The organism is Anaerovibrio sp., from assembly GCF_045637405.1.
Taxonomy (GTDB): Bacteria; Bacillota; Negativicutes; order Selenomonadales; family Selenomonadaceae; genus Anaerovibrio.
On record NZ_JAZTZI010000033.1, the window covers coordinates 1 to 19,000 of the forward strand.

A 19,000-nucleotide genomic window follows, 5' to 3' on the forward strand; every position below is an offset into this window, starting at 1 on the left:
TTATAATTATTCTGTATCGGATTTTTCCGTTGCAGAGCAAAACTATATTCAACGAAGACGGGTAAATATAAAACTTGTCGGAGGAGGAATATGCGGGAAGTTATATTGACTAACATCGTCAAGATGTTAAAAATACTGGGAGTGTTGACTGCCATGGCTGCGGTTTCGCTTTTGGTATATCAGCAGATGGTCCTGCTTTGTGGTTTGGCAGCCGGTTATCTCATGGGCTTTGCCTGGTATGGTGTCATGCTGGGAAGACTGTGGCGCAGTGCAGATATGACTGTGGCCCAGGCGAAAAGTACCATGGCAATGGGACTTATTTTACGGTTGGTGCTGCTTTTGGTGGTATTTGGCACGGCTATCCAGATTTCGGTGGAACAGTTTGCAGCTGTGGTTGCAGGCTTCGCCATTGTTTATGTTCTGGGTATGGTTATGCTGATACAGAACAACTACAGAAGATATCTGTAGGTCAATATAATTTCTCATGTTGTGTCCGGCATGGGCCGGATACATTAGAAGGGGGTATAGGTTATGCATGAAATCGGTGTTCGCGAAACAGTGCAGTTTGCCGGCCTGACCTTCAATTGGGAGACACTGGTGATGACCTGGATAAGTATGGCCATTGTTTTATTAATAGCTATACTTGCCACCAGGAACCTCAAAATGGTACCAACTGGTGCCCAGAACATTGTTGAGGGACTCATCGTGTGGCTTAGGGAACAGACGCTTACCAGTCTTGGGCCAAAGGGAGAATTCCTTTGTCCATTGATTGTAACATTGTTCCTTTTCCTGATTGTAGCCAATTGGCTTGGTCTGGTGCCTACTATGGCATCGCCGACAAATGATCTGAACACCACCTTGGGCCTGGCACTTTTCATTATCGTTATGGTACATACTTTGGGCGTGTACATGAAGGGAATGCATTATATTAAGCATTTCTTCCAGCCGTTCCCAATTTTTGTTATCATTAACGTTATTGAGGAAATCGCCAAGCCAATCACACTGGCCTTCCGTCTATTTGGTAACATTCTGGCAGGTGAGATTCTCATCATTATTTTGCTTATGCTGGCTAAATGGGCAATTCTCCCATCTGTAGCATGGCTGGCTTTCAGTTTGTTTATCGGCGGAGTACAGGCATTTATCTTCACCAGCCTTTCCCTGGCTTATTTGGCCAATGCAGTAAAGGACAGTGAGGAGTAAGGGCGTTTTCTCGTTATTTTTACTAGGAAATCTTAGTGAATCAAATCCGAAGGATGCAGATGAGCTTTAGATTTCCTGTAAGGGCGTAGTGCAAAATTTCATTTTGCACGGAGTTTATCACGAAGAAAACAGAAAAATCGTTATTTATTTTAAGGAGGATTATCTAATGGAACATTCAGTTATGGTAGCGGCAGCTATGATCGGTGTAGGTATTATTATGGGTTTGGCAGCAGTTGGTGCAGCTTTAGGCGATGCACTGGTAACCAGTAAGTTTATTGAGGGCTTGACCCGTCAGCCTGAGGCTAAGAACGCACTCTTCACTAATACCCTGATTTCTGTAGGTCTGATCGAGGCAATGTGTATTATCGCCACCGTTATTGCCCTGATTATTCTCTACGCTAATCCACTCATCAAGTAATCAACGCTACCGATGAGGCTATTAAGTAGAGGGGGCAATAGAATTGATTGATATTAACGCAACATTAATTGCGCAGATGCTTAACTTCTTGGTTCTTGTTGTTCTTCTCCGTATTTTTGCGTACAAGCCTATTGTTAAGATGTTAAAAGAGCGTGAGGAAAGAATCGCCGGCAGTATTAAAAAGGCTGACGACGATGCTGCAGCTGCTGAAGCTACCCTGAAGCAGTATCAGGAGCAGCTGGCAGGTGCCCGTGTAAAGGCTCAGGAGATCATTGACAAGGCAGAAAAGCGCACTCGTGAAGATCATGAGGCCAGCATGCAGACCACCAAAGCTGAAATCGATCAGATGAAGCATGCTGCCCAGCAGGAAATTCAGAGGGAACGCGCTCTGGCAGTTGAAAAGCTCAAGGGACAGGTTGCTGCACTTTCCATTGCCGCAGCTGAGAAAATCGTTTCCAAAAATATTGATGCTGCTGAGAATGAAGCACTTATCAAGGAGTTTATCGACCAGCTCGATAAGGACAAGATTGGTGATTTGCCATGTTAAATATACAGCTTGCCCGTAAATACGGGGTTGCAATCTTTGAGATTGCCAAAGAGGAAAATCAGCTTGAAAAATACGGCAAGGAGCTTGCTCAGGTGAGCCACGACCTTTTTTCCCAGGCTGATCTTAAGGGCTTCCTGACCAACCCGCAGGTACAGCCTCAAGCCAAGAAGGACCTTATTACCAAGCTATTAAAGGGTGAGGTTTCTGACTTGATGTTTAAGTTTTTGCTGCTTCTGGTGGACAAGCGTCGTATTGTATTACTGGAAGCCATTAACGAGTGCTATCAGGAAATGTCCAACAAAGCACAGGGCATTGTAATCGCTGATGTAACCAGTGCATTTGATTTGAAGTCAGAACTCAAGGCAAGTCTTGGCAGCAAATTGGAAGAGGTGACCGGCAAAAAGGTACAGCTTCGCATGCACGAGGACAAGGGAATCATTGGCGGCGTAGTTGTAAAAATCGGTGACAGACGCATCGACGGCAGTGTAACCGGTCGTTTGCAGGCACTGAAGGCTGAATTGATGGCAAGTAATTGAGAAAATGGGGTGACAGCGAAGTATGAAAATGAATCCGGAAGAAATAACAGCCATTATCAAGGATCAAATCAAGAACTACAATGTTGATTTGAATGTTGATGATGTAGGTACTGTTATCGAAATCGGTGATGGTATCGCCCACGTTCATGGCCTCAGCAAGGCTATGGCCGGTGAGCTCCTTGATTTCGGTAACGATATATATGGTCTTGTTCTTAATCTGGAGCAGGACAACGTTGGTGCAGTTATTCTTGGTGGCGATACTGCCATCAAGGAAGGCGATATGGTAAAACGTACCGGCACCATCATGCAGGTTCCTGTAGGCGAAGCCATGGTTGGCCGTGTAGTTGATGCACTGGGCCGCCCTGTTGATGGCAAGGGACCTATCAACACAACTGAATACCGTCCAGTAGAGTACAAGGCTCCTGGTATCGCTGACAGAAAGTCAGTACATGAGCCACTCCAGACTGGTCTGAAGGCAATTGATGCTCTGGTACCAATTGGCCGTGGTCAGCGTGAGCTGATTATCGGTGACCGTGGTACCGGTAAGACCGCTATTGCTGTAGATACTATTCTGAACCAGAAGGGCCAGAACTGTATCTGCGTATATGTAGCAATCGGTCAGAAGGCATCCACCGTTGCCCGTGTAGTTAAGACATTGGAAGATGCCGGTGCTATGGAATACACCATCGTAGTTGTTGCTACGGCTTCTGATAGTGCTCCGCTTCAGTATCTGGCTCCATACTCCGGTGTAGCTATGGCAGAGTACTTCATGTACAAAGGCGGTCACTGCCTCTGCGTATATGATGACCTTACCAAGCATGCGGGTGCATATCGTGCAATGTCACTGCTGCTCCGTCGTCCACCAGGACGTGAGGCATATCCTGGCGATGTATTCTACTTACATTCCCGTCTGTTGGAGCGTGCTGCGAAGCTCTCCGATAATTTAGGCGCTGGTTCTATTACCGCTCTGCCAATTATCGAGACTCTGGCAGGTGACGTTTCTGCATATATTCCTACCAACGTAATCTCCATTACTGATGGTCAGATTATGCTGGAGACTGATGCGTTCTATTCCGGTATCCGTCCTGCCATCAGCGTAGGTCTGTCCGTATCCCGTGTAGGTGGTAGTGCTCAGATCAAGGCTATGAAACAGGTTGCTGGTACCATGCGTCTGGATCTGGCTCAGTATCGTGAGTTGGCTGCATTCGCACAGTTCGCTTCCGATTTGGATAAGGCTACCAAGGCTCAGTTGGACCGTGGTGCCCGTATGGTTGAGACTTTGAAGCAGGCTCAGTATTCTCCACTGGCTGTAGAGGAACAGGTTGTAGTAATCTTCTCCGCAGTTCGTGGCTTCCTGACCGATATTCCAGTGGACAAGGTTGTTACCTTCCAGGGTGATCTTTTGAAGTTTATGCACAACGAGCATGAGGATGTTCTTCAGAAGATTGCAGATCAGAAAAAGCTGGATGATGCTTTAGAGGCTGAGATTTCCAAGGCTATTGAGGAATTTAAGGAAACTGTAACCTACAAAATGGCATAAGGCAGCGAGGTGATTTTATTTGGCTAGTTTACAGGACATACGCCGTCGTATCAAGAGCGTAAAGAGTATACAGCAAATCACAAATGCCATGAACATGGTAGCAACCTCCCGCCTTCGTCAGGCTAAAGAGGCTGCTGTTGCCAATAAGCCTTATGCAGATAAAATGGCTCAGGTCGTATCTGATGTTGCCGCCAATGTGACTGATTTCAGCCACCCACTTCTGGAGGTATATCCAGGTGGAAAGCGCCTTATTCTGGTAATCGCTTCCGATAAGGGCCTTGCTGGAGCATATTCCAGTAATGCCATCAAGGAGGCAGTTGCCCAGGTGGCGGATAAGGGCAATACTCAGCTTATAACTGTGGGCCGTAAAGCAAGAGATTATTTTTCCAACCGTAGCTATGATGTTTCCGGCGAATATATTGGCATCAGCGAGCGTCCGAAGTTCGAAAATGCCAAGGATATAGCGGAGGATATCATTGAGCGTTTCAAGTCCGGTGAAATTGAGGAAGTGTACATGGTTTATACCAGATTCATTTCTGCAATCAACTGTGTTCCTGAAACTGTTAAGCTGCTTCCTTTTGGCAATCTTGCCACCGAGGAGGGCGAGGAGAAGAAAATTCGTTCAGAATACATCTATGAGCCTAATGCAGCTGAGGTGCTGGGGTATCTTTTGCCACAGTATCTCGTTACCACTATTTATGCGGCACTTTTACAGGCAGCAGCCAGTGAGCTCAGTTCCCGCATGAATGCCATGAGTAACGCTACGGATAATGCTCAGGAGCTTATCGCAAAACTTGATTTGCACTATAATAAAGTTCGTCAGGCCGGCATAACCCGCGAGATCACAGAGATCGTGGGCGGTGCTGAGGCACTTAAATAAGGGGGTTTACCATTGGCAAACGGTAAAGTCGTACAGGTAATCGGACCTGTCGTAGATATTGAATTTCCCGCAGGTGAACTGCCAGAGATTCTTAATGCAATTACAATCCAGGGTAAAGCCGGCGACGTGGAAATAGATCTGGTAGTAGAGGTTATGCAGCACTTGGGTGACAGTGTTACCCGCTGTATCGCCATGAGCTCTACTGATGGTCTTACCCGTGGCATGGAAGCTGTAGATACTGGGTCTCCTATTAAGGTTCCAGTTGGCGATGCTTGCCTTGGCCGTGTATTTAACGTATTGGGTCAGACAGTTGACAATAATCCAACACCAGTTGGCAACAAGGAGTTCTGGCCAATTCATCGTCCAGCTCCTAAGTTTGATGAGCAGGAGACTGCAACCCAGATTCTGGAGACTGGTATTAAGGTCGTTGACCTTATTGCTCCATATTCCCGCGGTGGTAAAATCGGCTTGTTCGGTGGTGCCGGCGTAGGTAAGACAGTTCTTATCATGGAGCTGATTCATAACATCGCAACCCAGCATGGTGGTTATTCCGTATTTGCTGGTGTAGGCGAGCGTACCCGTGAGGGTAACGATTTGTGGTCTGAGATGACCGAGTCTGGCGTTATTGACAAGACTGCTCTTGTTTATGGCCAGATGAATGAGCCACCTGGAGCCCGTATGCGTGTAGGTCTTACCGGACTTACCATGGCGGAGTATTTCCGTGATGTTCAGGGTCAGGACGTGCTTCTCTTTATTGATAACATTTTCCGTTTCATTCAGGCTGGTTCTGAGGTATCCGCGCTGCTGGGACGTATGCCATCTGCAGTAGGTTATCAGCCAACTCTGACTACGGATATCGGTGCCCTTCAGGAGCGTATTACCTCCACCAACAAGGGTTCCATCACTTCAGTACAGGCTGTATATGTACCAGCCGATGACTTGACAGACCCTGCACCAGCCGGTACCTTTACCCATCTGGATGCAACCACAGTTCTGTCCCGTCAGATTGCTGAGCTGGGTATTTATCCAGCAGTGGACCCACTGGATTCCACTTCCCGTATTCTGGATCCAAATGTTATTGGCTCCGAGCATTACGAGGTTGCCCGTGGCGTTCAGGCAGTTCTCCAGAAGTACAAGGAATTGCAGGATATCATCGCAATTCTTGGTATGGAAGAACTTTCCGATGATGATAAGCTGACAGTAGCCCGTGCCCGTAAGATTCAGAGATTCCTGTCCCAGCCATTTGCTGTAGCAGAAATCTTTACCGGTACACCTGGCAAGTACGTTCCACTTCGTGATACCATCCGTGGCTTCAAGGAGATTTTGGAGGGTAAATACGATGAACTGCCAGAGGCTGCTTTCTATATGGTAGGCGGTATCGAAGAGGTTCTGGAGAAGGCAGAGAAGATGAAAAAGGAGGGATAATCCATGGCTACAATAAAGCTAGAGATTGTATCTCCGGATAAGATCGTTTATTCTGCTGATATTGATATGCTGATTGTCCGTTCCACTGATGGTGAGCTTGGTATTTTGCCACATCACGCTCCGTTGGTAACAGGCCTTGTGCCTCATGCTATGCGGGTGAAGCTTGAGGGCACCGAGAAATTGGTGGCTGTAGGCGGTGGCTTTATGGAGGTGCAGCCGGAAAAGATTTCTGTGTTGGCTTCCGTGGCAGAGCTTCCTGAGGACATTGATGCAGATCGTGCCCGTAAGTCCATGGAACGTGCCAAACAGCGTATCGAGGCTTATAAGGCCGGTGGCGAGGCCCGTGGGGATATTAATATTCTCCGTGCTGAGGCTTCACTGCAGCGTGCATTGGCTCGTCTTAAGGCTCTGGGAACCAAAGGCGAAATTTAATAAAATGGAAAAGACTGGTTTTCGGACCAGTCTTTTTTACGTACAAAAAACAATAAAAAACCGGCTCTCCGAGGAAAGCCGGTTTGATTTGATGCTATTATGCAAAATACTGCATGTATACGCTGAGCCCTAAGAGACCAACGGAAGCAAAGAGAGTACCCATGCTTACGCCCACCAAAATTCTGTGAACCTTGTCGGTGAAGTTGCCGTGACGATTAATATATACCACAACCATACCAATCATAAGGCAGGTGTACATAGCCACGCCAATCTGATCAAGGGTCTGCCAGCCCAAAGCCATAACGAACATGGTAAGGGCAATCATGATGAGAAGAAGTAAATCCCTGGAAGCCTTTGGCTTCATATTGGACTTGCTGTTTGCTCCCTCAGCAGCTGGGGAGATATTCTTCTGAATTTTCTTATATTGAGTAGACATCTATAAACCACCATTCTCCTTTTTATTCTAATACATTATTGTACAGACAATGAGATTATATCATAATTACTACCTTGAAAAAAGTCGCCAACCAAAATATTACATTATATAGGGCATAATTGAGGTTTAATTGTAACTTTTAGGCCGGAAAATTTGCAGAGAAAAATCACTAATGTTAAAATAAGTGTATATGTATAGTTTTAGAATCGTTTTACTTTTAAACTAACTTACTTTAATAGATTGGAGAGTGAAAGTTTTTATGATTAGAGAACGTCGCAGTCGTGAAAAGCTGGAAGCATATTATCATAGATTTATCGAAACAGGAGAAATAGATCCCAATGTTCATCCCTGGGTGGCCAAGTCCTGGGAAAAAAGCGCTGCCTTAAAGGTACCATCGGATAAAATGTCCACGGACAGGCGTCTCTCTGAGGTTGAGCTGAAGGAGGCCCAAAAGCTCCATGGTCCGGCTATAAAATATCTGGAGGATATCAGTGCCAATGTTCGGGAATTCTTCCAGAAGTATAATATAAGTCTGCTTATTCTTGATGCAAATTGCACCGTGTTAAAGAGCTATTCAATGCCGTTTTACCAGATGACCCCAGGCGAGATTGAGGGGGTAAGGGTCGGTATTGAGGAGGTTGGTACTTCTTCCATAAGTATTGCTTACGAGCACAGGGCACCATTTTGGCTTTTTGGCCCTGAGATGTGGGCAGCGGAATGCCAGCAAAGTGATGCCTGCTCAGCACCTATTATTGTTGATAATGAGCTGCAGTATATTATTTCTCTGGTGGCGGTGGAGCAGACTGATATGCCTCAGGATGCTATTATTGCAATGCTTCTTACCATTAAGGAGTCCCTGGAGGTTTATCTTCATCAGTTTACCCGCATCAAGGCCCAGGAGGCTATATTGGATGCAACTCCTTTTGCGGTATATCATGTAATGGCAGGAGATGAGGTGGCATATGCCAATAAGCTGGGGATGAGCCGTCTCATGGGTATTGGAGCCCGGCCTCAGGATAATAATGAGGTGAAGACAAACCTTAACGAGGTTATAATGAATTACCGTCACACCCCAATATATCGCGGATTTAAAGGGGTGCCTTCCTACAATAAGGAGGTTACCTGGATTACTCAGGCCAAGACCTACGAGGATATTACCACAGTAGTGCCTTTGGATTACAATGGGGATGAAACCGTTCACAGTGTAGTAGCAGTGTCTATGCCGATTGAGGATTTGCGCACTTTGGTGGCCCATGCGGCAGGCTTTACAGCGAAATACAGTCTGAATTCCCTAGTAAGTGCCGGTACAAACTTCAGCTCCATTAAGGATAAGGCACTGCGCATTGCCAGAAATAAGCACCATATGTTGATTCAGGGGGAAGCGGGAACAGGCAAGCAGCGTATGGCCCACGGTATTCATCAGGCCAGCCCTCGTGCGGCAGGACCTCTAATTACAATTCATTGTGGGGATACTACCCCGGAAATTCTGGAGCAGGAGCTCTTTGGTGTAGCCCTTAATTCGGAAATCAGTCATCCGGGTAAATTGGAATTGGCTTCTGGTGGTACTCTCTTTATTGATGAAATAGAGAAGATGCCAAAGAATATTGCTATAGAGCTGGCAGCAGCCCTCAATACATCCCAGTCCAACCGGGTAGGCGAGGATGTGGACCGCTCTATTGATGTGCGCATTGTAGGGGCATGTGACAGCGATTTGAAGCGTCTTACGGAAAGAGGCTTGTTTGCAAGAGAATTATATGATATCATTTCGAGAAGTGTGATCCGTATACCGTCCCTGAGAAACCGTCGGGAGGATATACGGGATTTGGCAGTTCATATTGTCAATGAGCTGGCCAGCCAGCATCAGATGGCGCAAAAGACCATTGCTGATGAAACTGTGAATATCCTTACCAATTATGATTGGCCGGGGAATATCAAGCAGCTTCAGGGGGTGCTGGAGGTGGCCTTCTTCAAGACCACAGATGGTGTTATCAGACCTGAGGATATTAACCTCATGGGGGATGTGAAGCCAGATAATAAGTGGAAGGAAGACAAGGATATTTTCGTAAAGGCGTGGAAGGCTGCGGGGGGCAATGTATCCCGTATGGCAAATCTCCTTCACGTAAGCCGTGTTACCCTGTACCGCTATCTAAAAAAGTATGGCTTTGAGAAAAAGTAAAATTTTATATAGTGGCATTTGATTTTCGCTCGGTTTCGCTGCTAAAACTATTTTTTATTTTTAATTAGCATTGGTAAAAATCCAAACTCGCTACGCTCAAACAATGGATATTTTCCCAATGTGCAAGATTAAAAAAATAGTTTATTTACGCATCGAAACCTAATGCTCAAATCAATTTGCCACTGCAATACAATATTTGAATAGGAGCGATAAGTTTGCGTTTACGTAGAAAGCCTTGGGTTGACCAGGCTATTCATAATTTTGATGATTTTGTGTTCCATAAGGACAATCCTGCTTCTGAGGATCAGAAGGGGAAGTGGGCTCAGGTATTTGATCGTCAGGCTCCCCTTCATGTGGAGCTGGGTACCGGCAAGGGAGACTTTATAAGTCAGATGGCTCTCCGTCATCCTGATATAAATTTCATTGGTATTGAGGCACAGCAGGATGTGCTTTACATGGCTGCCAAAAAAATTCGTGAGCTGGGTATTACCAATGTAAAACTTCTGGTATTTGATATTAACAATATCGAGGAGATTTTTGCTGAAGGCGAGGTAGACCAGTTCTATATCAATTTCTGCGACCCATGGCCAAAGGCAAGACATGCTAAGCGCCGTCTTACCCATGTGGGCTTTTTGAAGCGCTATTCCAAGCTGTTGAAGCATCCTGGCAAGCTGGTGTTTAAGACAGATAACCGCCCTCTCTTTGACTTCTCCCTTGAGCAGTTTGAGGAGGCTGGACTTCAGGTGGATGATGTGTCCTTTGATCTTCATGCGGAAAATAGGCCAGATAATATTATGACTGAGTATGAGCGTAAATTTAGTGGATTTGGTGAAAAAATCAATCGTTGCGAGGTAACCTTCCTTTGAGTAAAGTAGAGCCACTGACACCACGCAGACAGGGCGTCAAATTATGGAAAAACAACCATGAAGCCATTATGACTTTGATGATAATATTGCTTATTGCTGGACTGTTTAATGTGTTCAGTTCAACCTTTGTTATGGCTGAAAGGGACTATGGGAGTCCGTATGCATTTTTGCTAAGGCACGCTGTCAGCATGATTTTGGGGCTGCTCTTGTGCTATGTGGGAGCCAGGGTGGATTACCATAAATGGCGTTCTTTGATAATGCCGGTAACAGTTGTACTGATGGCCTGCCTTTTAGTTGTGCTGCTCTTTACGGATCCTGTTAACGGTGCCCGCCGTTGGATTCCCCTCCCGGGGTTTTCCTTCCAGCCTGCGGAATTTGCCAAGCTGGTAAGTATTATGCTGGCTGGCTATTATATTTCTTTCAGAAATGGACAGGGCAAGGAAGTCAATCTCTTCAATCGTCAGCTGGGCGTGGTGGGGGTCATGGCCCTGCTGGTTTATGTTGAGCCGGATATGGGTACTGCCTGTATTGTTATAGGTATCCCTATAATTATGCTTGTGGTGGGCGGTCTCCATATCAGCAAGCTAAAATGGTTGCTTTTGGGTGCCCTGATATTGGTGGGCTTTATGATTTACATGCAGCCATATCGATTGGAACGATTAATGGTTACCTACGATCCATGGCCCTACGCCCAGGATCAGGGCTACCAGACGGTAAGGTCTCTGATGTCCATTGGCTCCGGTGGCCTTTTTGGTATGGGTATTGGTCAGGGCCTCAGCAAATATGATTATCTGCCGGAGGCACATACTGACTTTGCCTTTGCTGTGTTTAGCCAGGAAATGGGTTTTTTTGTGGTTTTGGCTATTTTGATAGTATATATGCTGTTTTGTCGTTATGCGGCAGCCATTGCCATGCAGGCTCAGGATATGTATGGGCAGATGCTGGCTGTGGGAGTATTGCTCCTTATTGGGGGACAGGCTGTGGCCAACCTCATTATGGTAAGTGGCATGATTCCCGTTGTTGGTGTACCATTGCCATTTATAAGTTATGGTGGTACTTCTCTGGTTATGTCCCTTTTTGCCATAGGAATTTTGGTTAATATCAGCAGACAGACAGCCCTGATAAAGGAAAAGGAGCTTATTCGGGAGGTCCTGAGAAGGGAGCCTAAGCTAATGAGACGATCCGGGCCGCATCTTAGACGAGTGAAATAGTATTTTGTATGACAGATGATAGAAGGTAGATGTTGCATGAAAAGGCAGAAGCGTATTGCGTTGGTTAATGATATTACGGGTTTTGGCAGGTGTTCCGTTACTGTGGAGCTGCCACTGATTTCCGCCATGAAGATTCAAGCCTGTCCGTTACCCACGGCTATATTATCTGTACATACTGGCTTTGAAAATCCTTTTATTGATGATTATACCCAGCGTATGACTCCTTATATGGACAGCTGGGCCCAGCATAAAATTGAATTCGACGGTATCTGCACCGGTTTTTTGGGCAGCCTGGATCAGATTAATCTGGTGGAGGATTTTATCCATCGCTTCAAGGGGGATAATACCAGGGTTATGGTGGACCCGGTAATGGGTGATTATGGACGTCTTTATTCATCCTACACTCCTGAAATGTGCCGGGAAATGCGCCGGCTTTTAAAATGGGCCGATTTGGTAACCCCTAATCTCACTGAGGCTTGTCAGCTGTTGGATGTGGAATATCCGGAAAATGGCAGAATCAGTGAGGAAGAGCTGGCCAAAATGGCCAAGGCTCTTTCTGACCGTGGCCCTAAGCAGGTGGTAATCACAGGACTTAGTGATGATACTCACATAAAGAACTATCTGTTTGAAAAGGATGGCCTTCAGGGCATTATCAAGAAGGACAAGGTGGGGAATGACAGATCCGGCACCGGGGATGCCTTTGCTGCCATTGTGGCTGGAAGCCTGGTAAATGGTGAGTCACTGGAGGCAGCGGTTATAAAGGCTGCTGATTTTATCAATAAGGTTTTGGAATACACCTGTGAGCTGGATTTGCCGTGGAATTACGGATTGGCTTTTGAGGAGTTTTTGACTGAGCTAAGATAAGCTCAATGTCATAGTTTATTTGATATATGGGGTGGCAAGATGATAGTTTATGCAACTCATGCCGGCGGCAGATATTTGCAAGTGGCCGACAGTTTAAAGGAACAGCCGGAAGGCAGGCGGGGAATATATGTAAATCTCACTAATAAGTGTAATTGTGCCTGTACCTTTTGTTTGCGCAATCTGAAGGAAATGGCAGAGCAGAGCTCTCTTTGGCTTAAGGAAGAGCCCTCTGTCCATGAGGTTAAGTCACTTATTGATGAGCTCCCTTGGGACATGGTGTCGGAAATTGTTTTCTGCGGCTTTGGTGAGCCCACCTGCCGTATAGATGCAGTGGTGGAACTTTTAAAGTATGTTAAGGACACTCACCCTGAAGTGAAAACCCGCCTTAATACCAACGGCCTTTCTGATTTGATGTATGGGCGCAGTACCGCTGGTGATTTTGCCGGGGGGATTTTGGATACGATTTCCATTAGCCTGAATGCCTCCAACAAGGAGCGTTATTTGGAGCTGACCCGTGCCAAGTATGGCATTGAGTCCTTTGATGCCATGCTGAAATTTGCAGTGGATTGCAAGGAATATGTGCCGAATGTGGTAATGACTGTAGTGGAAAAGGTGGAAAATCAACAGGAAATTGATCTTTGCCAGAAGATTTGTGATGACCGGGGGCTGAAGCTTCGGGTTCGTATATATGAGGACAGCTAAGAAATGAAACAACTTGTTATGATCAGGGGTGGCGGTGAGCTGGCCACAGGTATTGCCCATCGGTTGTACAACTGCGGCTATAAGGTTCTGATGCTGGAACAGCAGTACCCTTCTGCCATCCGTAGGAATATTGTATTTTCTGAGGCTATTTATGACGGAGAGACCACTGTGGAAAGGGTTACCTGTTATAAAGCTGATGATGCCAAGGAAGCCAGCAAAATGTTAAAAGAGGGCAAGCTGGTTATTATGGTGGATCCGGGGCTGGAATCCCTGAAGGTGTTTAAACCCAAGGTGCTGGTAGATGCTATTTATGCCAAGCGGAATCTGGGTACCAATAAGGATATGGCCCCATTGACCATTGGGGTTGGTCCCGGATTTGTGGCAGGTCAGGATGTGACCTGTGTTATTGAAACGGCCAGAGGCCATAATCTGGGGCGGATTCTTCGCGATGGCATTGCACTGCCGGAGAAGGATATAGCTGAGGCCAGGGCAATCATGAGGGCCTCCCACTCTATCAACTCACCATGTGATGGCTATCTGGAGGCAGGTCATCCTACAGCTTATATTATCGATAAGGATGAACTAATTGGTCGTCTTCATGTGGAGGGTGGTCATGTATTGGAGATAAGAACACCTATTGCCGGTGTACTCAGAGGTATGCTTCATGATAATTGCCCTGTGCGTACCGGCCTTAAGATTGCGGAGATTGATCCCAGCACCAAGCCGGCCAACTGTATGAGTATTTCAGCCAAGACAAGATGTGTATCCGGTTCTGTTCTGGAGGTAATAGTAGGATGGGAGCATAACCATGTTAAAAAGTCACGGTTGTTACCATGGAAGAATAAATAGAGGATGATAAAATGGCTTATATTGTAACTAAGCTGCTGACCACTGAAAAGAGTACAGAATTCTTTTTGATAGGCAGCTTTTCAGATATGAAACAGGCAGCAGCTGCTGCTACAGATGAATACAAGGAGTATAACAAGCAGGCCTCCTTTATGAATCTGGAAATGATTAATGAATGGCTAAGTACCCGTGGCGAGTATTCCTTCCGCAAGGATAGAAACAACCGCATTCAGCTGGATATCAGTATTGCTGAGGAAAATCAGATAATTCAAAAGGATCATCAGTGTATTTTTACCTGTACCGATGCAGACACGGAGTTTGTAAAGCTCAGTGGAGCCTTGGTTTCTGATGGTGAGAAAAAAGCTGAGATTTGAAAAAACTCAAAAAAATATTTGACAAATCTTATATATTGAGGTAATATACTCGTGTTGGTTATTTAAGACCGACTATGACTCAGTAGCTCAGCTGGATTAGAGTACTTGACTACGAATCAAGGGGTCGGGGGTTCGAGTCCCTCCTGGGTCACCATTGAATATTAAGCGCAGAGCATTGGCTTTGCGCTTTTATTTTGTGCTGTTTTATGTTATACTTAGAAAGCTGTTAAAAAGTGAATTGGATTCATTAATTGTGGATCTAAGGAGGTAATGTAATGGCAGGACATCCAGAGTCATTAGATAATACAGAGATGCAGGAAAATCGTGGTGAAAAGCTGGGCCGTCGTGAGCAGAAAAAGATTAAGGCCCGCAATGATATATTAAATGCAGCGGTGATTCAATTTAGTGAAAGGGGCTTTCAGGCCACATCCATTGCAGATATTATGAATGCGGCGGATATGGGGCTGGGAACCTTTTATAACTATTTTAATTCCAAGGAGGATATTCTCATTAGCTTGCTGAACCGTTTTGCAGGCACTATGTCCGAGGAGCTCCATGGATTAATGAAATCCAGTCCCGGATACAAGGTTATTCTTAAGGAAATGGTAATGCTCACTGCAAGACTTGTGGGAGAAAACAGGTATCTTTTACCGTTGCTCTTTACCGGAGCAATGACTCAGTCTAATCCCCGTGGTGGGCACAAGATTGATATGCCGGCACCGGAGTTTATGGGAAAGTTTCTTGATCTTTTGAAGGCCGGGCAGGCCAGTGGGGAGTTCAGAAATGATATTTCCCCGGAAATTATGGCGGAAATGTTTCATTCTATGTTTCAGGCGGCAGCCTTCAGTCATATACCTGTTTCCTTTGAGAAGAACATTGAAATGAAGCTGACCTTGCTGTTGGCGGGAATCTGCAGCAAAGACTAATATTGTGTGTGATTATTTTATATAGGGTTATATTTAGGTGATTTTAAGATGATTAGTGTTACAAAGCTGTTGTTTAAGAGAGAGTATTATGGGGATTCTTTAAGGTATACAAAGAGTGCCCACTCTCAGAAAAATGGTGCCGGTGAGGGCATGGGGCCTGTAGTGGTGTGGAATTCCACCAAGACCTGCAATTTAAAATGCCGTCATTGCTACATGAGCTCCGATAACAAGAAGTATCAGAACGAGCTTACTACTGAGGAGGCCAAGAGCTTTATTGATGATTTGGCTGATTTCAAGGTACCTGTACTTCTTTTTTCCGGTGGGGAGCCATTGATTCGCCCTGATTTTTTTGAGTTGGCAGAATACGCCCAGAATAAGGGTGTCCGTCCTACTCTTTCCACCAATGGTACCCTTATAACCCGTGAGGTGGCCCAGCGCATTAAGGATATTGGCGTGGGATATGTTGGTATCTCCTTGGATGGTTTAAAGAACGTAAATGACAAGTTCCGTGGTGTTGATGGTGCTTATGAGAAGGCCATGCAGGGAATTCAGAACTGTGTGGCTGTAGGTCAGCGCGTAGGTCTTCGCTTTACCATCAATCACCACAATATTCAGGAGCTGGATAATATTTTTGATTTTATTGAGCGTGAAAATATTAACCGCGTATGTTTTTATCATCTCGTTTATTCAGGCCGTGGAAATGCCATGATGGATGAGGATGTTACTCCTGAGGAATCACGTCGGGCTATGGATATTATTATCCGCCGCACCAAGGATTTTGAGGAAAGAGGCCTTGAGAAGGAGATCCTCACTGTAGATAATCACTGTGATGGCGTTTACATGTACTTAAAGGCATTGGCCTCAGGGGACGATAAGCTGGCTGCCCAGATAAAGGAATTTATTTCCATGAATGGCGGCAATCGCTCAGGCATTGCCTTTGGTGAGGTGGATCCATTCGGCTATGTTCATCCTGATCAGTTTACCCAGCACCACACCTTCGGTAATGTGCGGGACAAGAAATTCAGCGAAATTTGGACAGACACCAGTCATCCAATAATGGCAGGCCTGAAGGATAGAAAGCATCTCTTAAAGGGTCGTTGCAGCAAGTGTAAGTTCCTTGATAATTGTAATGGTAATTTCAGAACCCGTGCGGAGGCAAGAACTGGTGATTTTTGGGAGTCTGACCCTGCCTGCTATCTTACTGATGAAGAAATTGGCCTTATCGGAGGTAATAAATAATGATAGTTTCCTGGAACGTAACAAATGCCTGCAATATGTTTTGTGATCACTGCTACCGGGAGGCGGGCTGCAAGGCAGAGGAGGAGCTTTCCACTGAAGAGGCCAAGACTTTGCTGGATCAGATTGCCAAAGCAGGTTTTAAGATAATGATATTCTCCGGTGGTGAGCCCCTTACCCGTCCGGATATTTTAGAGCTGGTTTCTTATGCCACATCTCTTGGCCTTCGCAGTGTATTTGGTACCAACGGTACGTTGATTACACTGGAAATGGCTCAGAAGCTAAAGGATGCCGGGGCCATGGGTATGGGGATTTCCCTTGATTCCATGGACAAGAAGAAGCACAATGAGTTCCGTAAGTTTGAAGGGGCCTGGGAAGGTGCCGTTCAGGGGATGAGAAATTGCCGTGCAGTGGGACTGCCATTCCAGATTCACACAACCGTAATGGACTGGAACAACCATGAGCTGGAGGCAATTACTGATTTTGCTGTGGCAGAGGGGGCTGTGGCCCATCATTTCTTCTTCCTTGTGCCAACGGGCCGTGCCAAGACCATTGAGGCTGAGTCCCTGCGGGCAGAGCAGTATGAGGAAACCCTTACCCGTATTATGAAGAAGCAGACTGAGGTGGATATTGAATTGAAGCCTACCTGTGCTCCACAGTTTATGCGTATTGCGGCTCAGATGGGGATAAAGACCCGCTTCCGTCGTGGCTGTCTGGCAGGTACTGCATATTGTATTATCAGTCCACGGGGTAAGGTCCAGCCATGTGCATACCTTAACATGGAGCTGGGGGATGTACGGGAGACTCCATTTGATGAGATTTGGAAGAATAATGAGGTGCTGAATACCTTGCGAACCCTTGAATATAAGGGTGGCTGCGGTGAATGTGAGTTCAAGAGGGCCTGTGGCGGCTGCCGGGCAAGGGCAGCATATTACCATGATGGGGACTATATGGCAGAGGAGCCATGGTGTCTGTATCATGGACGTAAAGGGTAAAAAGAAAACTAATCATTTTTATCAAGTATTACAATATCATAGAAAAGGGGCAGAAGCAGATTGTCTTTCACACGGTCACGCTGCTAAAACTTTTTCTTGCTCTATTAAATAGCGAAAAAAGTCGAAACTCGCTACGCTCAGACATCGACTTTTTCCACTAAGGCGTAGTATACCAAGAAAAAGCTTTCTTCACGCAGCGATGCCGTACGTTCAAGACCATCTACCTCTGCCCCTTTTAGATAATGTGCTAATAAAAGGGCAGAGGCTGTTGACTGAAGCATTAGGGCGAAGGGCGTTAATGAACTCTTTTTTGCCATACTGGAATTAGCAGGAAAAATCAATTGTCTGAGCGAGTCCTGAAAGGACGACGCGAGTTTTGATTTTTCATGCTATGTAATTAATAGGCAAAAAAAGTTCTAGTCCTGAGACCCGAGCTGAAGTCAACAGTTTCTGACCTGTTTATAAAAAATGGCAGGAGCTAGTGGCTATAAAATGTTTTTCCATTTTTTAGAAGAAAAAAATTAACAATTGCGTTATAATGGAATGTAATATTGATATATGCTTGAAAACTGGTGATTTTATGATAAAGATTATTTTTTCGGACATGGATGGCACCCTGCTGGATGAACATGGCAATTTGCCAGAGGAATTTCCGGAGGTTATGGCAGAACTGAAGAAGCGTGGCGTTATCTTTGCCCCTTCCAGCGGCCGCCAATATTTTGCCCTTTTGGAGCAGATGGGGGAATATAAGAACGAGTTTATGTTCCTGGCGGAAAACGGTGCATTTAATATTTATCAGGAAAAGGAAATCTGTTCCAGCGTTCTTGATATGGACTTGGTACACCGGGTAATCGCCGAGGCGGACAAGCATCATTTTTTTGCCATTCTATGTGGCAAGAAGAATGCTTATGTAAGAAAGGAATGGGAGCCATATATCCATGAGGCCCGCCGTTTCTTTACCCACAGCATTTTTGTGGACAGCTTTGACGATGTGGATGATGAATTTGTTAAAATTGCCTTTGCAGATTGTGAAGGTCTGGATGCCGAGCATAATCTTATGCCGGTTCTGACCAAGTTTGAGCCGGAGCAGCAAGTGTCACTTAGCAGCAACTACTGGGTGGATATACTTAATCCGGGCATCAACAAGGGCTGGGCTATAAAACATATTCAGGAAAGATTCGGCTTTAAGCCTGAGGAATGTGCCGCCTTTGGCGATTATATGAACGATTATGAAATGATGCAGTCGGTGCATTATAGCTATGCCATGGAAAATGCCTATCCTGAGCTGAAAAAGGTGGCACGGTTTACCACCAGGAGCAATGCAGAGCATGGCGTTATGTATCAGATAAAGGAATTAATAAAGCAGGGTTTGATTTAAGAGAGTATTAGA

21 protein-coding genes and 1 tRNA gene are annotated in these 19,000 nt (G+C 45.6%); 21 read left to right on the forward strand and 1 reads right to left on the reverse strand.

Annotation, left to right across the window (positions count from 1 at the left end; genetic code table 11):
• Window positions 1-90 precede the first annotated feature (90 nt).
• The 9 genes from ACKI5G_RS02415 (at window position 91) to atpC (ending at window position 6,978) form a co-directional block, all read left to right on the forward strand.
• On the forward strand, window positions 91-468 hold the full coding sequence (locus ACKI5G_RS02415) for a hypothetical protein (RefSeq protein ID WP_407397311.1): 378 nt from the start codon (window positions 91-93) through the stop codon (window positions 466-468).
• 63 nt (window positions 469-531) lie between these two features.
• Entirely contained in the window at window positions 532-1,200 is a 669-nt protein-coding gene (gene atpB, locus ACKI5G_RS02420) for a F0F1 ATP synthase subunit A (protein WP_027397630.1), read from the forward strand.
• 166 nt (window positions 1,201-1,366) lie between these two features.
• On the forward strand, window positions 1,367-1,618 hold the full coding sequence (gene atpE, locus ACKI5G_RS02425) for a F0F1 ATP synthase subunit C (protein WP_027397629.1): 252 nt from the start codon (window positions 1,367-1,369) through the stop codon (window positions 1,616-1,618).
• Window positions 1,619-1,661: 43 nt separating this feature from the next.
• Window positions 1,662-2,165, forward strand: coding sequence for a F0F1 ATP synthase subunit B (atpF, locus tag ACKI5G_RS02430; RefSeq protein WP_027397628.1), 504 nt, complete (start codon window positions 1,662-1,664; stop codon window positions 2,163-2,165).
• Window positions 2,159-2,701 (forward strand): ATP synthase F1 subunit delta, encoded by a 543-nt coding sequence (gene atpH / locus ACKI5G_RS02435; RefSeq protein WP_407397314.1) that lies wholly within the window; start codon window positions 2,159-2,161, stop codon window positions 2,699-2,701. Before atpF ends, atpH begins: the two co-directional genes overlap by 7 nt.
• 22 nt (window positions 2,702-2,723) lie before the next feature.
• Window positions 2,724-4,241, forward strand: a complete 1,518-nt coding sequence (gene atpA / locus ACKI5G_RS02440; protein ID WP_407397316.1) for a F0F1 ATP synthase subunit alpha — start codon at window positions 2,724-2,726, stop codon at window positions 4,239-4,241.
• Between the two features lie 19 nt (window positions 4,242-4,260).
• Entirely contained in the window at window positions 4,261-5,121 is an 861-nt protein-coding gene (gene atpG / locus ACKI5G_RS02445) for an ATP synthase F1 subunit gamma (RefSeq protein WP_027397625.1), read from the forward strand.
• A 12-nt stretch (window positions 5,122-5,133) separates the two neighbouring features.
• The gene (atpD, locus tag ACKI5G_RS02450) at window positions 5,134-6,546 is read left to right on the forward strand and encodes a F0F1 ATP synthase subunit beta (RefSeq protein ID WP_407397318.1); all 1,413 of its coding nucleotides are present in this window, start codon (window positions 5,134-5,136) and stop codon (window positions 6,544-6,546) included.
• 3 nt (window positions 6,547-6,549) lie between these two features.
• On the forward strand, window positions 6,550-6,978 hold the full coding sequence (gene atpC / locus ACKI5G_RS02455) for an ATP synthase F1 subunit epsilon (RefSeq protein ID WP_407397320.1): 429 nt from the start codon (window positions 6,550-6,552) through the stop codon (window positions 6,976-6,978).
• 97 nt (window positions 6,979-7,075) lie between these two features.
• Here the strand turns inward: atpC and ACKI5G_RS02460 are convergent, their stop codons facing one another.
• The gene (locus ACKI5G_RS02460; protein WP_407397322.1) at window positions 7,076-7,414 is read right to left on the reverse strand and encodes a hypothetical protein; all 339 of its coding nucleotides are present in this window, start codon (window positions 7,412-7,414) and stop codon (window positions 7,076-7,078) included.
• Between the two features lie 259 nt (window positions 7,415-7,673).
• On the opposite strand from ACKI5G_RS02460, the gene ACKI5G_RS02465 reads away from it, so the two are divergent.
• The 12 genes from ACKI5G_RS02465 to ACKI5G_RS02520 all read left to right on the forward strand — a co-directional run bounded on the left by ACKI5G_RS02465 (window position 7,674) and on the right by ACKI5G_RS02520 (window position 18,988).
• Window positions 7,674-9,590, forward strand: coding sequence for a sigma 54-interacting transcriptional regulator (locus ACKI5G_RS02465; RefSeq protein ID WP_407397324.1), 1,917 nt, complete (start codon window positions 7,674-7,676; stop codon window positions 9,588-9,590).
• 215 nt (window positions 9,591-9,805) lie between these two features.
• Window positions 9,806-10,456 (forward strand): tRNA (guanosine(46)-N7)-methyltransferase TrmB, encoded by a 651-nt coding sequence (gene trmB / locus ACKI5G_RS02470; protein WP_407397326.1) that lies wholly within the window; start codon window positions 9,806-9,808, stop codon window positions 10,454-10,456.
• Window positions 10,453-11,667 (forward strand): FtsW/RodA/SpoVE family cell cycle protein, encoded by a 1,215-nt coding sequence (locus ACKI5G_RS02475; protein ID WP_407397328.1) that lies wholly within the window; start codon window positions 10,453-10,455, stop codon window positions 11,665-11,667. The genes trmB and ACKI5G_RS02475 overlap by 4 nt, the downstream gene beginning before the upstream one ends.
• A gap of 36 nt (window positions 11,668-11,703) precedes the next feature.
• The gene (locus ACKI5G_RS02480; RefSeq protein WP_407397330.1) at window positions 11,704-12,531 is read left to right on the forward strand and encodes a pyridoxamine kinase; all 828 of its coding nucleotides are present in this window, start codon (window positions 11,704-11,706) and stop codon (window positions 12,529-12,531) included.
• 39 nt (window positions 12,532-12,570) lie between these two features.
• Window positions 12,571-13,233, forward strand: coding sequence for a TatD family nuclease-associated radical SAM protein (locus ACKI5G_RS02485; RefSeq protein WP_407397332.1), 663 nt, complete (start codon window positions 12,571-12,573; stop codon window positions 13,231-13,233).
• Window positions 13,234-13,236: 3 nt separating this feature from the next.
• A complete protein-coding gene (yqeB, locus tag ACKI5G_RS02490) occupies window positions 13,237-14,082 on the forward strand; it encodes a selenium-dependent molybdenum cofactor biosynthesis protein YqeB (protein ID WP_407397334.1) in 846 nt (281 codons plus the stop codon).
• A gap of 11 nt (window positions 14,083-14,093) precedes the next feature.
• Window positions 14,094-14,453 (forward strand): hypothetical protein, encoded by a 360-nt coding sequence (locus ACKI5G_RS02495; RefSeq protein ID WP_407397336.1) that lies wholly within the window; start codon window positions 14,094-14,096, stop codon window positions 14,451-14,453.
• 76 nt (window positions 14,454-14,529) lie between these two features.
• Window positions 14,530-14,607 (forward strand) — tRNA-Arg (locus ACKI5G_RS02500).
• 121 nt (window positions 14,608-14,728) lie between these two features.
• On the forward strand, window positions 14,729-15,379 hold the full coding sequence (locus ACKI5G_RS02505; RefSeq protein WP_407397338.1) for a TetR/AcrR family transcriptional regulator: 651 nt from the start codon (window positions 14,729-14,731) through the stop codon (window positions 15,377-15,379).
• 48 nt (window positions 15,380-15,427) lie between these two features.
• A complete protein-coding gene (gene nirJ1 / locus ACKI5G_RS02510; RefSeq protein ID WP_407397340.1) occupies window positions 15,428-16,618 on the forward strand; it encodes a putative heme d1 biosynthesis radical SAM protein NirJ1 in 1,191 nt (396 codons plus the stop codon).
• On the forward strand, window positions 16,618-17,610 hold the full coding sequence (gene nirJ2 / locus ACKI5G_RS02515; protein ID WP_407397342.1) for a putative heme d1 biosynthesis radical SAM protein NirJ2: 993 nt from the start codon (window positions 16,618-16,620) through the stop codon (window positions 17,608-17,610). Before nirJ1 ends, nirJ2 begins: the two co-directional genes overlap by 1 nt.
• Window positions 17,611-18,190: 580 nt before the next feature.
• A complete protein-coding gene (locus ACKI5G_RS02520; RefSeq protein WP_407397344.1) occupies window positions 18,191-18,988 on the forward strand; it encodes an HAD family hydrolase in 798 nt (265 codons plus the stop codon).
• Window positions 18,989-19,000: the final 12 nt, after the last annotated feature.